The organism is Thioalkalivibrio sp. ALJ3 (genome assembly GCF_000377205.1).
Classification (GTDB): Bacteria; Pseudomonadota; Gammaproteobacteria; order Ectothiorhodospirales; family Ectothiorhodospiraceae; genus Thioalkalivibrio.
Map to the genome: position 1 here is coordinate 103,707 of NZ_KB897905.1, position 16,020 is coordinate 119,726.

Consider the following 16,020-nt stretch of genomic DNA (forward strand, 5'->3'; position numbering starts at 1 on the left):
CAAGCCGTGCGCGGTTGTGCTTAACTCAGCAGTACGGAAAGGGATTTCCGCCGCTCCAGGGGGGTTGGTCATGGGTGGTCCAATGATCGCAGCGTTGTATCTGCTCGCCGGGCTGTGCCTGTACGCCACGGCCAGCCACCTGTTGTATGCCGCCCATAGCCTGCGCCGTACGGAGCATCTGCTGTTCGCCGCCATGTGCCTGCTGATGACGGGTGCCGCGATCAGCATTGCACTGTCCTACCAGGCGCCGTCCCTCGAGGCCTATACCGGCCCCATCAAGACCTACTACGCCCTGGTCGCACCCCTGTATGTGCTGTTCGCGGCATTCATCGCACGCTATACCCAAACCCCCGCGCGGGGCCTGCTCGCGATACTGGCACTACTGATGGTCGCCATGTGGATTGCCAATGCGCGGCAACCGCACGGGCTGCAGTTGGGCCAAGTCGCCGAACTGCACATGGTGACCCTCCCCTGGGGCGAGACGCTATCGCTCGCGGTGGGGCCCTCGAGCCCGTGGTACCTGCTGGGCCTGGCCGGCTTGATCCTCGTGTTTGGCTTCGCCCTGTGGGCGCTGATCCGCCTTTGGTACCGCGACAGGGGTCCCGCCCCCCTGATTCTGCTGGCCGCTATCGTCCCGTTCCTGCTGGCCACGCTTCAGGGCACCCTGGTGCGCCTCGGCGTGATCGATTCCATCCCCCTGACGACGTTCGGCTTTCTGGGCATGATCCTGGTGATGAGCCTGGCGCTGCACCGGGAAACCCAGGAACGCATCCGTGAATCCGAACACCGTTTTCGTGACCTGGTGCAACAGGCGCCGATGGCGGTTGAGGTGCTGACACCCGAGGGCCGCGTGCGCCAGGTGAACGCCGCCTGGGAAGCGATGCACGGCCGTTCGAGCGAAGAAATCAGGGGTTCGAATGTCCTGCACCACCCTGACCCCATCGACGGCCAGGTGACCGAAGCGATCCGCGCGGCGGCCCACGGCGACCGGCGGTCCATTGGGCCCTTCGCTTGCCGCATGGGCACCGGTCACGTTGCCGCACCAACCGGGATCCGCTGGCTGAAGGGTCGCGTTTACCCGCTGAAGAATCACCGCGACGAAGTCCAGGACATCATCGTGATGCAGGAGGACATCACACTCGCGCGGCGCGGCGAGGATGCTTTGCGCGTCATCGCCCAGGGTTTCCGCACTGGCGACCGGGAGAGCTTCTTCCAGACCCTCGTACTCCGACTGCGCGAGGTGTTTCGCGCGGACTATGCACTGGCCGGCGTCAACGTCCCGGGTCTGCCCGGCCACGTCGAGACAGCCGCGCTTTGCCGGGATGGCGAGTTAGTGGACAACATCCACTATGCGCTGGCCGACACGCCCTGTGACGAAGTGCTCTCGAAGGGCGTGTGCGTCTATGCGGACCGCGTTCAGGAACTGTTCCCGCACGACGATCTTCTTGTCGAGATGGAAGCACGCAGCTATCTCGGCGCCCCGATGCTCGACAGCCAAGGGCGCGAACTCGGACATATCGCGATCCTGAATCGCTACCCCCTGGACGAGACCGAACAGGCCGCAGGCATTCTCGAAATCTTTGCCGACCGGGCTGCGGCCGAACTCGAACGACTTGAGGGCGAGGAACATATTCGCCGACTCGCCTACCACGATCCGCTGACTGGGCTGGCCAACCGCACCCAACTACACGACACCCTGACCCGGGACATCGAGCGGGCCCAGCACGGAAACCAGCAGGGAGGTCTGATCCTGATCGACCTGGACCACTTCAAGACCATCAACGATGCGCTGGGGCACGCAGTCGGCGACACCGTACTGGCCGCGGTGGCTGACCGCCTGCGACAGCACACGCCCGAACACGCATTGGTGGTACGCCTGGGCGGAGACGAATTCGCCACCTTGATCCACCCCCGGCGCGCGTCACGCCAGGCGATCGAGGCGACGGTAAACGACACCGCTCACCGATTGCTGGACGCCTTGCAGCGGCCCATTGTGGTGGGGGAACGCACCTTCAGCGTTGGCGCCAGCCTGGGATGCGTACTGTTCCCGGATGCAGGCCAGACCTCCTCGGATGCGCTGCGCCACGCCGATATTGCGCTGTACCAGGCGAAACGGGCTGGTCGCGGCGGGGTACAGTTCTACCGTCATGTGCTGCAGGACGAGGCGCGTGCCCGCCTGCACATTGAGGAAGGGCTGCGCCAGGCGCTGGTGAACCACGAGATGCACCTGCACTACCAGCCCCAGTTCGATGCCCAGGACAATCTGGTCGGGGCCGAGGCGCTGCTACGCTGGACACACACAGAGCTGGGCCCGGTCGGCCCGGTGCTGTTCATCCCCATCGCCGAGGAAACCGGACTGATCCATTCCATCGGCACCTGGGTGATTGAGCGTGTACTCGAGAACCTGCAGAACTGGCGCGAACGCGGCCTGCCGCTCCCCCCACGCGTGGCGATCAATATCTCGCCATGGCAACTCGCCCGTCCCGACTTCGTCAACCAGCTCACTCAGCGTGTGCAGGCATCCGGAATCAAACCCGGCCAGATCACGCTGGAGGTCACCGAATCGGGCCTGCTACGCGATCTGTCCGATGCGGTCGGCAAGTTGCGAGCCCTACGCGAATTCGGTGTCCAGATCGCACTGGACGACTTTGGCACGGGGTACTCCTCGCTGGCCTACTTGCGAGATCTGCCGCTGGACGAGATCAAGATCGACAAGTCGTTCGTGGACGAACTCGTGGACAAAGGTGATCAAATGCTGATCGAGAACATCCTCGACATCGGCCACAACATGGGCCTGCGCGTGATTGCCGAAGGCGTGGCACAGCAGGCCCAGCGCCAGCGCCTGCTGGCACTGGGCTGCGCCCGCTTCCAGGGATTTCTCTACGGCCAGCCCATCGCGGAAGACGATTTCCCCGGGTGGCTGGAGCAGCGTGCTACACAGGTAACGCAACAGCAGAATTGATCACGGCGTCTCCAGACCAAGGCCGCAACCCAGCGGCCCGCGCCGCCGATGCCGCGCATTCGGGCGACTGGCGCGGCTGGCATCGACCTGCTCGTACAGCACGATCCCCCCGCCCCCGGCCTCCTTGGCCGCATACATCGCGCGATCCGCCTGCAGCAGCAGGCCCTCCGGATCCGCGCTGTCATGGGGAAAAAGGGCCGCCCCCATGCTCAGCCCAACCTGCACAGCCTCGCGATTGACCTCGATGGGCTCGGCGAAGCGTTCGATCAACTTCAGGCCGACCCCGAGCAGGGCGTCCGGATCGTCCATGTTCTCCAGCAACAGGACAAACTCGTCCCCCCCCATTCGGGCCACCACATCGCTTTCGCGCACCCCCTCGCGCAGACGCCCGGCCACAGTCACCAGCACGACATCACCCGCGTCGTGGCCCAGGCGGTCATTGATTGGCTTGAACCCGTCCAGGTCGCAGACCACCAGAGCCAGCCCCGTCCCGTTGCGCTGGGCGCGGAGCAGGGCCTGGCGCAGGTGCTCCTGGAACAGGCTGCGGTTGGCGAGGCCCGTCAGGGAATCGTGATGGGCCTGATGCCACAAACGCTCCTCCGAGGCCTTCTCGCGTGTCACATCGCGCACCATGCCCAGGACCTGCAGGGGCCGGCCGGTGTCGTCTCGGGCGATCTCGCCTTCCACACGGACATGACACACCCCGCCATCCGGCCGCACGACCCGGTGATCGACGCGATAAACCGCTTCGCGGGCAAGGGCCTGGTTGATGGTTCGCCGCACACGCGTCCGGTCATCCGGGTGCACTGCATGGATATAGGACTCGAAGCCCGCCTCGTCCGACCCGGGGTCCAGCCCGAATAGCTCGAACACATGAGCGGACCAGTTCAGTTGGCCATTGCGTATGTCCCAGTCCCAGAACCCCGCACCCGCACTGCGCTGTGCCTCCTCCAGGCGCGCCGTGGTCTCCTCCAGCTCCGCCGTTCGGCGCGCCACCGCGGCCTCCAGCCCCCCCTGGGTCTCGCGCAGGCGCGCCTCCACCCGCATGCGCTCGTGCAATTCGTCCTGCAGGGCCTGGTGGTTGCGCCGCAGGCGGTAGCGTACGCGCGCCCCAAGAAGGATGATCAGCACCACCGCCAGCGCGGTCGCCCATAGCATCCATTCCTGGCTTCGCTCATGACGCTGCGCCATGGCTTCTATGGCATCCGCATTGTCGCGGTGGAAGGCCTCCAGTATGCGCTCCATCTGACCCAGGACTTCTTCCTGCACCGGCATCAAGTCGGCATACAGCATGCCCAGGGCCTCGTTACGGTCCCCGACCAGGGCGAGATCGACAATATCTTCCAGAAGCGGAGCGCCGATGGAAGTCAGCTCGCGCAACTCCTGCATGCGCTGGCGCTCTGCGGTCCCGGTGGCCTGGGCCTCCGCCGCGGCCAGCGTCTCCACGAACTCGGGTGCGAGATCGCGAAACTCCCGGTAATAGCGCTCCTGCAGCGCGGTGTCCTCCGCGCTCACCACCAGCGATGCACGCAACACGCGCTCGCGCACCAGGCTGCGCATGCGGTGGACATGATCAACCCTCTGGATATGTTCTTCGGTGAGGGTCTGGATATCCTGCTGCAGGTGTTGCACGCGCAGCCAGCTGAACACGGCGATCGCCGCGACCAGCAGCAGCACCAGCGCAAAAACACTGGTGATTCCCGGGGCACGCAACCGCTCGGCGGACATGGTCAGCCCGCCGAGCTTCTGGCCATTACGTCAAACGCCAACGCCCCTGCCGGGTTATCACCGGCCGCAAGGCGGGGCTGAGTCAAGTCCTTGACGCGCATATTGTCTCCCTGTGTGATCGTGGGTAAACACGACCACACGCGAGAGTGCCCCGGGATGGCGCCAAACTCAAGAGGTAGCCTAGTACCGCCCAACCCGCCCGGGTCCCGCGCGGCACTGGCCCGGGCCTACGCCTCCACGCATTATCAGATCACCCTACCCGGACAGACGCTCGTCCTGCACATCGGCCAGCGCGACCCCCACCTTGAGGCCTTCCTGCAAACACAGGGGGGCGACCGGGCCATTCTGCTGACCGCATGGAATCCGCGCAGCCACCCCCTGCCGGAGCGGGAGAACCGCAAACTCCACGCCCGGCTCGCACGCGAGCTGCAGCATGGCGGCTGGTCCTGCTGGCCCACTGTCCACCAGGACCCGGCCGGTCACTGGCCCGACGAGCCCGGCTACTGCGTACTGGGCATGGACACCTCCGAGCTGGACGCCTGGCTGGTCGGCTTCGACCAGAACGCGGCTGTGGTAATCGAACCGCCCAGCGTGCCACATCTGGTCTGGCATCCGGCCCTGCGGACAACGGATTAAGAGGGCGCAACGCTGCGCCTCCGCACCGGCTGCCCGGCGCAGCCCCTATTGCGGCATCAGCGGACCACCGGAGGCCACGATGATGGTGACCAGCCCGATCAGGGTGTTGATACCCACCAGCCGGCGGATCTGTCCCAGACGGCGCAGGCCCTCCGCGGTGTCATTCGCCGCGATTGCCTGGCGCATACGGCGGTACGGGGCAAATACCACATGGGCGAAGATCGCCATCATGATGAGACCCAGCGCAAGCATTGTGTGCACGCTGGGATGCACGCTGTCCATACCGCCAAACACCAGGAAGATCATGTGGAAGCCGGTGATCAGCAGCGCCACGACCGCCGCCCACACCCAGGGGAAGAAGCGCTGGAACACCTCTTCCCACAGGCGCAGCCGCGCCATGTCGTCGAGCTGCCGTGCCGCCGTCGGCCGCAGGAACATCCAGGCGAAGAACATCCCGCCAACCCAGATCACGACCGCCAGCACGTGCACCACGGTGGCCAGTGCATACCCTTCCATATTCCGCTCCTTGTCCGTTTCGGATGATTCCGTGGCGCAGTGTAGCCGGGCACAGCGGACTCTGCCGACCCCTGTCTCGCCAGCCACCATCCGCCGCTGCCTTCGCGGGTTCTTGCAGCGGCGACGTCCCGAGACGACGATCGACCAATGATCGCCGAGATCCTGAGCGCTACGCTGGAGCTTGCCCTGACGGCCGCGCCGTGGCTGCTGCTGGGCCTGGCCGCGGCCGGCCTGGTCAAGGCCTTCCTGCCAGAGGCGGCGCTGCAGCGCTGGCTGGGCGGCACCGGTCTGGCACCAACCGCCCGCGCCGCCATTGCCGGGGCACCCCTGCCGCTTTGCTCCTGCGGGGCGATCCCGACCGCCCTGGCACTACACCGGGGCGGCGCGGGACGGGGCCCGACCACGGCGTTCCTGATCGGCACCCCGGGCGTAGGCGTGGACTCGGTCGCGATCAGCTATGCCCTTCTCGGCCCCCTGATGACCGTGGCCCGCGTCGCCGGCGCCCTGGTGACGGCCATTACCACGGGCCTGCTGGTCGGCCGCACGCGCGCTCCCGAGGCGCATGCGGACGATACGCGGACGCCACAAGACTGCTGCACCGCTTCTTCCTGCGACGAAGTGAGCGCACCAGCAACCGCGGCCCCGGGCCCATGGACCCGCCTGCTGAAAGGCCAGCGCTACGCGTTCGGCGACGTTCTGGACGATATCCGTCTCTGGCTGGTGATCGGACTGTTCGTTGCCGGGGCCCTGCTGGCCTTGGTTCCACCGGCCGCACTGGCGGAATACGGCAGCGGGCTACCGGTGATGCTGCTGCTCGCCGTGATCGGCATCCCGATGTACCTGTGTGCGACCGCGGCCACCCCCATCGCGGTCGCCCTGCTGGCAGCCGGGGTTTCTCCTGGCGCCGTGCTGGTATTCCTGCTGGCCGCCCCGATCACCAGCCTCGCCACGCTGGGGGTGTTCCGGCGGGAACTGGGCAACGCGGCACTGAGTCTTTACTTACTGGGCATTGGCGCCAGCACTATCGCGCTGGGTCTGATACTGGATGCCGGGCTGGGCATAACCGGGTTGAGCCCCGGGATCACCCCGGGACAGGCCACCGAATGGATCCCGCCGGCTGTCGAGTGGGCCGCACTGGTCGTGCTGGTGGGGCTCGCCCTGCATCCACTTCGCTGGCCGTTGACAAGGAGCCGTGATGTCCAACCGTTCGATCGGACTCGATGACCGCCTTCAGGCCTATGTGCTGGACCGCTCGCTGCGCGAGTCCAGCCTGCTCGCGGAGTTGCGCGCGGAAACCGCGGGGATGCCTGAGCACAACATGCAGATCGCCCCCGAACAGGGGCAGTTCATGGCCCTGCTGGCGCGGCTGGTCGGGGCCCGGCGCTATCTGGAAGTCGGCACTTTTACCGGCTACAGCGCATTGGCCGTAGGGCAGGTCCTTCCCGAAGGCGGCGAGGTCGTCTGCCTGGATCACAGCGAGGCCTGGACCGCGATCGCCAGACGCTACTGGGACCGGGCCGACTTGGACGCGCGCATGGACCTGCGCCTGGGCGATGCGCGCGCAAGCCTGCAGCAACTGGAGGCCGAAGGGCAGAGCGGCCGCTTCGATCTTGCATTCATCGACGCGGACAAGACCGGTTATCCGGAGTACTTCGAGGCCTGCCTGCGACTGGTCCGCCCGGACGGACTGATCATGGTGGACAATACGCTCTGGCATGGCCAGGTGGCCGACCGTGACTGCGATGACGAAGACACCCGGGCCATCCGCGACTTCAACCAGGCGCTGCATCGGGACGAGCGCATCGACCTCTCGCTGATACCGATTGGCGACGGCCTGACCCTGGCCCGTCGCCGCTGACACTCGGCTACACCGGGGCCAGGAGTCAGCGGCAAAGTCCGTCGCCGGACAACCCCCTGCGGCAGATCACGCGGCGTTCCACCCCCGTCACCGCCCAGCCGTCCTCGCGTTCACGGAGTGTCAGCCGGTATTCATGGTCACGTACGGCATCGTCCCGCAAGTTCTTGACGAAGACCTCGGCCCGCTCCCGCCGCTGGTGGTGAATCTCCAGGCTGGAGTAGTCCGTACCCAGACCCTCGCGCCAGCCGCTGGCACCCACCCAGTCCATCACCGCCGCTCCCGGCGTCGCCGCCGGCTCGAGCTCCGGGATCTCGAGCGTCTTGCGCTCGGTCGGCTGCGGCTGGAACACGTCCGTTGCGCGCTTTTGCTCCGACGGGAACGGCGCACAGCCCACCATTAGCCCGCCCAGCAAAAGCACCCCGATCAGTCGTCTATCTCTCATGGCTGGTCACCCATCGCGTGTCGTGCGTCGCAAATCCATCATCCACTGCAACAAATTCCACTGCACAAACGTCTTATCATCACAGAATCACAAGCCCAATCCCACGGGAGATACGATGATGGACCATATCCGCACGACAGGAATCGCCCTGGTGGCCGCGGCCGCGCTGGCACTCAGTGCCCCGCTCGTGCTGGCCGAGGAGCAGGCCGCCGAGGACGAAACCGCAACCGAAATGGAAGAACTGCGCGAAGAATGGGCGCAGACCCGCGAAGAACTCCAGGCCGATGCCGAACGCGACGACGAAGCGACCCGCTCGCGCACCCGCGAAACCCTGGACGCGATGGACCAGCAGCTCACCACCCTGCGCGAGCGCACACGCGAGGGCTGGGATGACCTGAGCGATGCCACCCGCGAGCGCCGCGAACAGGCCTACGACGGTCTGGTACGCGAACGTGACAATCTGGCGGAATGGTCCGCCGAGACCCGCGAACGTTCCTCCGGCGCCTGGCAGGGTGTGCGCGAAGGGGCCCGCGATGCCTGGGGCGGCGTGCGCGACGGTTCACGCAAGGCTTGGGGATCGGTTCGCGATGCCTTCCGCGGCGATCAGCCGCCAGCCGAACGGGATGATCCGGATGCACAGGAAAATCCGGCCGATCCCGACGACCCGGCCATGGCCAACGATTAAGCACGGAAACGGACCCGAACGATGTTCATTGAGATGGGGGCTGAATGAGCCAAAACCGACACGGACGCCGGCCCGTCATGCTGATTCCGACCCTGGCCACCCTGCTCGCCAGCACGGCTCTGGTCGGTTGCGACGGCCTGCCCGGCCTGGACTCCACCCCGGAACACCACCAGCGGGACTGGGACGACGAAACGCTGCAATATGGCGAGCGGCTGTACATGCAGCATTGCGCGGTATGCCACGGCGAGAATCGCGAGGGTGCGGAGAACTGGCGCCAGCGCGACGAGGACGGCTACATGCCACCCCCGCCTCTGGATGGCAGCGCCCACACCTGGCACCACCCCTACTGGCAGCTGAGGGACATGATTCGTTACGGCGCCGAAGCGCGCGGCGGCGCCATGCCCAGTTTCGAGGACACGCTGTCCTACGACGACGTGGAGGCAATCATCGCGTACCTGCAGGCACAGTGGCCCGACGAAATTTTCGATGCATGGATCCGCTACGATCAGAATCACCCGACCCAGGAAGCCTGGGAAGAAGAGATGGGTGAACCCTGGGTCACACACACATCAGATCCGCGTCAGCCTTCTTCCGGACACGATCATCACTGACTAGGGAGACGCTCCAGGCGGTACTCGCGTCACTGCAGCTGCCGGCCGCGCACCTCCCCGGCGCGGGAATAGCGGCCCGGTCCACGACGTCTGCCGAGAAGCAAAGGGCGAAAAGGGGTTATGATCCGCCGCGTTCACGCCCAGGGAATGGAGACGCCGGGGAAGCCCATGCATGAAGCAGCCAGTGGCCGCCGCGAACACGGAAGCCGCCCATGAACCGCCGCCGTAGCGACGTCCTTCCGGACGAAGAGCGCACACGCCTCGAGGGCCTGGTCCAAGAGGAACGCGAAGCACGGCGCCGCGCGGAATCGCTGGCGGAGACCCGCCTGCAGGACCTCTATGCCAAGCAGCAGCAAATCGAGCTGCTCAATACCATCGCGTCCGCGGCCAACCAGTCCGACTCCATTGCCGAAGTCCTGCGCACGGCGCTGTCCGCCATCGGGCAATTCCTCGACTGGCCCGTGGGCCATGCCTACCTCGCGCGCAAGACCGCGAATGGCGAGATGGAACTGACGCCCACCGGCATCTGGCACCTGCACATGCCCGACCCGGTCGAGGCCTTCCGCGAATGTACGGAGGACACGATCTTTCGGCCCGGAGAGGGCCTGCCCGGCCGGGTGCTTGAACAGCGTGTCCCGGTCTGGGTCGAACACCTCGAGCACGACCCGAACTTCCCCCGGCGCGTGGCGGCGGCCCTGAGCGGTCTGCGCTCGGGCTTCGCCTTCCCGGTCATGGTCGGACACGAAATCGCCTGTGTGCTGGAGTTCTTCACCACCGAAACCGCGTCCAGGCAGCCAGACGTGCTGGCCCTACTGGCTCAGGCCGGTATTCAACTGGGCCGAGTGGTCGAACGCAACCGCCACGCCGAACGGCTGATCCATCATGCCTCCCATGACCCGCTGACAGGCCTGCCCAACCGCCGGTTGTTTCACGACCGCCTGGAACACGCGATCGCCCGTTACACACGCGAACCGGAGTCGCTGTTCGCGGTGCTTTTTGTCGATCTCGACCGTTTCAAGCTCGTCAACGACAGTCTCGGTCATACGGCTGGCGACGAGTTGCTGACTCAAGTTGGCCAACGCCTCCTGACGGCCCTCCGGCAGAACGATACGGTATCGCGTCCCGGCAGTAACAGCAGCACGCGACCGGATGACACCCTCGCCCGGCTTGGCGGCGACGAGTTCACGATTCTGCTGGAAGGGCTGCACGAACCCGTGGACGCGCTACGCGTCGCCGAGCGTCTGCAGGCGGTGCTGCACAAACCCTTCTCGATCGCCGGCCAGACGGTTTATGTGACCGTCAGCATCGGCATCGCCACACGCCCCTATGGCCAGGTCTGCCCCATAGCCGGAACGGACGGCGACGGCCCGACCCGCGCGGAGGATCTGATGCGCGAGGCGGATATGGCGATGTACCGTGCCAAATCGCTCGGCAAGGCCCGCTGCGAGTTCTGCGACCCCGGCATGCAATCCCAGGCGCTGGAGAGCCTGCACCTGGAGACCGACCTGCGCGAGTCGGTGGAGCGCAACGCCTTTGTCGTGCACTACCAGCCGATCATGTCGCTGGCGGACAATCGCATTACCGGATTCGAGGCCCTGGTGCGCTGGGAGCGAGACGGTGAACTCCTGTCCCCGGACCGGTTTATCTCGATCGCGGAGGATGCCGGACTGATCCACCTGATCGACATGCAGGTGTTGTACGCGGCCTGCCACCAGCTGCAGCTCTGGAATGCACAACGCAGCGGCCCGCCGCTGACGATCAGCACCAACCTCTCCGCGCGGCAACTCACCCGCCCGGAACTGGTGGACGAGGTCGCGATGATCCTGCAGGGCACGGATACGCCACCGGAGCAACTGCGCCTGGAAATCACCGAAACCGCGACACTGGGCAATCTGGACGAACTCATCGCGACCCTCAAGGGCCTCAAAGCCCTTGGAGTCAGCCTCGCCATGGACGATTTCGGCACCGGGTATTCGTCGCTCAGCTATCTCCACCGTCTGCCGCTCGACATCCTCAAGATCGATCGTGCCTTCGTGGCCGGACTGGATCGCGACGAATACAGCCAGCGCCTGGTGCAGACCGTGATCAATATGGCGCGCAATCTTGGCCTGGAAGCGGTGGCGGAGGGCGTCGAAAGCAATACGCACGCCGCCACGCTGCGGGCCCTTGGGTGCGCCCGCGCCCAGGGGTACTACTACTCCCGCCCTGTACCGGCCGAACAGGCCAGCGAACTACTGGTCGTCGACCGCCTTCCGCCGAGCAATCCCTGACAGCAGTACCCGGGGGAAGCAACTAAACCGCGGCCGGGGCAATGCCTCGGCGGCGGGCCAGCACCTGGCGCACGACCAGCTTCTCCAGTTCCACGACCACGAAGACCGCCAGACCAAACGCCAGAATACGCAGCCAGTCACCAGGACCAATCGCGGTCGTGCCGAACAGGGTGTGCATCACCGGGGCGTAGGTAAACGACACCTGAAGCAGGACGAGAATGCCGATCGCAATCCACATGGTGTGCGAGCGGAACAGCTCCAGGCGCGGCAGTACCGGCTGGTGGATCAGGCGCAGGTTCAACAGGTAAAAGGCCTGGCCGGCGACCAGCGTGTTGATCGCGATGGTACGCGCCAGTTCCTCGCTCACTCCGGCCACCGTCTCCATGTAAACGAAATGCCCGAAGGTCCCGAGCCAAAGAAGGACCGCAACGAACGGGATGCGCCACAACAGGAACCCGGACAACAGCGGCTGATCCGGGTCACGCGGCGGACGCTGCATGACCCCGGGCTCGGCGCGCTCGAAGGCCAGGGCCATGGCCAGGGTCACCGAGGTCACCATGTTCACCCACAGCACCTGCACCGGTGTCAGCGGCAGGGCCAGCCCCATCAGGATCGCCATCATGATGGTCAGTGACTGCCCCGCATTGGTCGGCAGCATGTGCAGGATGGCCTTGCGGATGTTGTCGTAGACGGTGCGTCCCTCCTCGACCGCATGGGCAATCGAGGCGAAGTTGTCGTCCGCCAGCACCATCTCCGAGGCTTCCTTGGCCGCTTCGGTCCCCTTGCCGCCCATCGCGACGCCGACATCCGCGCGCTTCAGCGCCGGGGCATCATTCACCCCGTCCCCGGTCATGGCGACAATCCGGCCGCTGCTCTGCAGGGCCTGGACCAGGCGCAGCTTGTGCTCGGGCGAGGTGCGTGCGAACACGTCGGTGGACTCCGCCATCTGCGCCAGGCGGTCGGCGTCCACGTCATCCAGCTCGTGCCCGGCGTGCGCCTCGGCATCGCGCCCAAGCCCCAGCTGCTCACCGATAGCCCGCGCAGTCGCCAGATGATCGCCGGTGATCATCTTCACGCGGATGCCCGCCTCCCGGCACTCGGCCACGGCCTGGATCGCCTCGTCCCGTGGCGGATCGATGATCCCCACCAGGGCCAGCAGGACAAACCCGCCCTCGTCTATATGTTCGTAATCCAACTCGCGCTGATCGCGCGCCACTTCACGGGTTGCGATGGCCAGCAGCCGCTGCCCCCGTGCGGCGATGGTCTCCATCGCCTGATGCCAGTCATCGCGAGCGAGGCTGTCCACGCCCTCGGCCGTCCGTACCTGGTCGCACAACTCCAGCAGCCGCTCGGGGGCACCCTTCAGATAGATGTACGCATGCCCCTCGTGGTCGTGATGGAGGGTGGCCATGTAGCGGTGGTCGGACTCGAACGGGATCACATCGGTACGCGGCAACCGCTCCGACTCCAGATGCGGGTCGAGCCCCGCCTTGCGCGCGGCCACCACCAGCGCCCCCTCGGTCGGGTCACCCTCCATCACCCAGTCGCCGTCGCGCTCGAACACCTGGGCGTCGTTGCACAAAAGGCCCGCGCGCAGCACCTCCAGCAGGGTCGGCTGCTCGTCGGCCTCCACCGCCTGATCGTCTATCGAAAAATGGCCCTGCGGGGCGTACCCGACCCCGGAGATCCCGTACTCTTCAATCCCCGTGCGCACCGTCTGCACGGTCATCTCGTTGCGCGTCAGCGTGCCGGTCTTGTCGGAGCAGATGGTCGAGACCGAACCCAGCGTCTCCACCGCCGGCAGGCGGCGGATGATGGCATTGCGCCGCGCCATCTTCTGCACGCCGATCGCCAGCGCAATGGTCATGATCGCCGGCAAACCCTCGGGAATGGAGGAGACCGCCAGACTGGCCGCCGCCAGGAACATCTCGTCCAGCGGATAACTGCGCACCCAGTAACCGAAAGCAAACGTCACAGCGGAGATAACCACCACAACGCCCGCCAGCCAGCGGCCGAACTGCTCCATCTGGCGGACCAGTGGTGTCTGCAGGCTTTCGACCTCGCCCAGCATCGACGAGATGCGACCGATCTCGGTGTGCTCGCCGGTGGCCACGACCACCCCGTGCCCGCGCCCGAAGGCAACCAGCGTGCCGGAAAAGGCCATGCTGGTGCGGTCGCCCAGATCCGCCTCGCGGTCCACGGCCTCGGGGGATTTCTCCACCGCCACCGACTCCCCGGTCAGCACCGCCTCCTCGACCCGCAGATTCTTGACCTCGATCAGGCGCAGGTCCGCCGGAACACGGTCACCCGCCTGCAGATACACGATATCGCCCGGGACCAGCTCCTCGGCCGGAATCTCGCGCCGGTGCCCATCGCGCAGGGCCAGCGCGTGCGGCGAGAGCATCTTGCGGATGGCATCCAGCGCCTTCTCCGCCTTGCCCTCCTGGACAAAGCCGATCAGCGTGTTGATCAGCACCACGGCCAGGATCACGCCGGTGTCGACCCAGTGGCCCAGCACGGCCGTACCGGCCGCCGCGGCGAGCAGGATGTAGATCAGGATGTTGTGGAAGTGGCGAAAGAAGCGCCGGATCAGGCCCGCCTGCTCCGGCGGACGGAGCTGGTTCCTGCCGTACTCGTCCAGACGCTCCCGCGCCGCGTCCGCAGACAGACCCTCGCGGCGACTGTCACGCTCGTGCAGAGCGGCATCGGGATCCAGGGCGTGCCAGGGGGTCGGCTCGGCCTTTGAAGCCTGCGCGTTTTGTGATTCGTCCATGCCGTATCGGTGACGAGATATGATCCCCCATCCTCGGCGAAGACCCCGCGACCGGCAAGCCTGGCCGCGGGGTTTGTCCCAAGCCTGCCAAGTGGCCTAGAAATTCATGCCCACCTTGGCCATCACGCGAAAGTTGTCCACGTCTTCGCGGCCATTGCGAAAGCGATCACTTTCGGTGAACTGGTGGCGTGCCTCCAGCCCGAGAAACATGCGGTTATCCATGTTGTACTTCAGGCTGCCCCCCAGCTGTGCCGCCCAGACGCCGTTGGTTTCGTCACCCAGCTTGGCGCGCACATAACCCAGCCCGGGGCCAAAACCGATCTGCAGGTTCGGCGTCGCATCGAACATCCAGTGGCTGTTGAGTTCGGCGCTGGTCATGCGTAGCGGATCCTCGCTGTAGCGACTGACGCTGAGATTATGCCGAAGCACCCCGACCGGCGGCTGCAACAACCGGCAGTTGTGACCGAACTCGATGCCATAGCCCCAGTCCGAGCTGGTGCCCGACGGGTCGGGCGAAACCGAACCGGCCATCACGGCCAGGCTTGGCTGGGCACCCCGCTCCTGCGCTTGCGCGATGCCGGTAGTCGCCAGCGCAACGGCACCCGCCGCCAGCACCACCCAGAACGAACGACTCTTCAACATAGCCCACCTCCGCGTCTTTCCATCCAGGACTTGCCACCGGGCCGATTCCCGAACCGCCACCGGCCGACGGCATGACTCGAATCCTAGATCATCGATCGGCACCCGGGAACCTGAACGGAACGCTCAGCGACGGAATACGAGCGCAATGGAATTTTCCGTGACGCAGATGCATCTTCCGGGGCGGGGCCGACCCACGGCGAAAGTTTCCGGGAACACCCGCCCAGTCCCGTACTCAAATGGACTGATTCGCCGGTACCCCGCGTACCCCGGATCGGCTTCAGAATAAATTCAAATGCTTTACGGAGGTCACTCCATGTCCGATCAACCGAACGCGAACCGTCGAGCCTTTCTCCGCCGCGCTTCCGTGGCCGTGGCGGCCATCCCGCTCGCGAGTCTGACAACCTTCGGCGTCGCCTATGCCAAGCCGAAGGCCGAGGACGGTCACGCCCATGATTACGTGAACGACGCAGCCGACGCGGCCGACCACGACGCCTATGAAGACGGTGCGACCTGTGAAAACTGCGCCTTCTGGGCGGGCGAAGAGGAAAACGGCTGGGGTGGCTGCCACCATCAGGCGTTCCAGGAAGTGCTGGTCAACGCCGAGGGCTGGTGCGATGCCCATGTCCGTGGCGGCTGATCACCACACCGCCTGACGGCACTAGTGAACACCGCCTCCGGGCGGTGTTCACGTTTGGGGACCACTCGATCGACGGCCGCGACTTGCGGACTGGGTCACAAACAGGTCAGGCTTGGACCTGAATCGCTCAACTTTCCTTGCCAACTGGACGTTATCGGACGACGACCCGCCCGTGAAAGGACTACCACGTGCTCCACTCCAGTCGCATACCAGCTTGTCCTGCACGCAAGGCCCCACCCCCCCAATCCGAGTTTCCATCT

13 protein-coding genes are annotated in these 16,020 nt (G+C 65.8%); 8 read left to right on the plus strand and 5 right to left on the minus strand.

From position 1 onward, the window contains the following. Window positions 1–70: 70 nt before the first annotated feature. The gene (locus C935_RS0100505; protein ID WP_018868018.1) at window positions 71–2,962 is read left to right on the plus strand and encodes an EAL domain-containing protein; all 2,892 of its coding nucleotides are present in this window, start codon (window positions 71–73) and stop codon (window positions 2,960–2,962) included. Here C935_RS0100505 and C935_RS0100510 read toward each other — a convergent pair whose 3' ends face one another. Continuing rightward, window positions 2,963–4,690 carry a diguanylate cyclase domain-containing protein gene (locus C935_RS0100510; protein WP_018860561.1) on the minus strand — a complete coding sequence of 576 codons (1,728 nt, stop codon included), beginning with the start codon at window positions 4,688–4,690 and terminating at the stop codon, window positions 2,963–2,965. A gap of 156 nt (window positions 4,691–4,846) precedes the next feature. Here C935_RS0100510 and C935_RS0100515 point away from each other — a divergent pair, with 156 nt between their 5' ends. Next, window positions 4,847–5,326, plus strand: a complete 480-nt coding sequence (locus C935_RS0100515) for a DUF3293 domain-containing protein (protein ID WP_018860562.1) — start codon at window positions 4,847–4,849, stop codon at window positions 5,324–5,326. A 45-nt stretch (window positions 5,327–5,371) separates the two neighbouring features. On the opposite strand, the gene C935_RS0100520 is transcribed toward C935_RS0100515, so the two are convergent. After that, window positions 5,372–5,842 (minus strand): CopD family protein, encoded by a 471-nt coding sequence (locus C935_RS0100520; RefSeq protein WP_018860563.1) that lies wholly within the window; start codon window positions 5,840–5,842, stop codon window positions 5,372–5,374. 147 nt (window positions 5,843–5,989) lie between these two features. Here C935_RS0100520 and C935_RS0100525 point away from each other — a divergent pair, with 147 nt between their 5' ends. Together C935_RS0100525 and C935_RS0100530 are read left to right on the plus strand one after the other, a co-directional pair. Then, entirely contained in the window at window positions 5,990–7,066 is a 1,077-nt protein-coding gene (locus tag C935_RS0100525) for an SO_0444 family Cu/Zn efflux transporter (RefSeq protein ID WP_018860564.1), read from the plus strand. After that, window positions 7,038–7,700 (plus strand): O-methyltransferase, encoded by a 663-nt coding sequence (locus C935_RS0100530; protein ID WP_018860565.1) that lies wholly within the window; start codon window positions 7,038–7,040, stop codon window positions 7,698–7,700. Before C935_RS0100525 ends, C935_RS0100530 begins: the two co-directional genes overlap by 29 nt. A 25-nt stretch (window positions 7,701–7,725) precedes the next feature. Here the strand turns inward: C935_RS0100530 and C935_RS12650 are convergent, their stop codons facing one another. Continuing rightward, window positions 7,726–8,142 carry a hypothetical protein gene (locus C935_RS12650; RefSeq protein ID WP_038040164.1) on the minus strand — a complete coding sequence of 139 codons (417 nt, stop codon included), beginning with the start codon at window positions 8,140–8,142 and terminating at the stop codon, window positions 7,726–7,728. Between the two features lie 115 nt (window positions 8,143–8,257). Here C935_RS12650 and C935_RS0100540 point away from each other — a divergent pair, with 115 nt between their 5' ends. The 3 genes from C935_RS0100540 to C935_RS0100550 all read left to right on the plus strand — a co-directional run bounded on the left by C935_RS0100540 (window position 8,258) and on the right by C935_RS0100550 (window position 11,708). Beyond that, a complete protein-coding gene (locus C935_RS0100540; protein ID WP_018860567.1) occupies window positions 8,258–8,827 on the plus strand; it encodes a hypothetical protein in 570 nt (189 codons plus the stop codon). 77 nt (window positions 8,828–8,904) lie between these two features. Continuing rightward, entirely contained in the window at window positions 8,905–9,438 is a 534-nt protein-coding gene (locus tag C935_RS0100545; protein ID WP_018860568.1) for a cytochrome c, read from the plus strand. Window positions 9,439–9,650: 212 nt separating this feature from the next. Continuing rightward, window positions 9,651–11,708, plus strand: a complete 2,058-nt coding sequence (locus C935_RS0100550) for a bifunctional diguanylate cyclase/phosphodiesterase (protein ID WP_018860569.1) — start codon at window positions 9,651–9,653, stop codon at window positions 11,706–11,708. Window positions 11,709–11,730: 22 nt separating this feature from the next. On the opposite strand, the gene C935_RS0100555 is transcribed toward C935_RS0100550, so the two are convergent. Continuing rightward, window positions 11,731–14,481 (minus strand): cation-transporting P-type ATPase, encoded by a 2,751-nt coding sequence (locus tag C935_RS0100555; RefSeq protein ID WP_018860570.1) that lies wholly within the window; start codon window positions 14,479–14,481, stop codon window positions 11,731–11,733. A gap of 96 nt (window positions 14,482–14,577) precedes the next feature. Beyond that, a complete protein-coding gene (locus C935_RS0100560) occupies window positions 14,578–15,123 on the minus strand; it encodes an outer membrane beta-barrel protein (RefSeq protein WP_018860571.1) in 546 nt (181 codons plus the stop codon). Window positions 15,124–15,436: 313 nt separating this feature from the next. Between C935_RS0100560 and C935_RS0100565 the strand changes: the two genes are divergently transcribed. Further along, window positions 15,437–15,760, plus strand: coding sequence for a high-potential iron-sulfur protein (locus C935_RS0100565; protein WP_018860572.1), 324 nt, complete (start codon window positions 15,437–15,439; stop codon window positions 15,758–15,760). Window positions 15,761–16,020 lie beyond the last annotated feature (260 nt).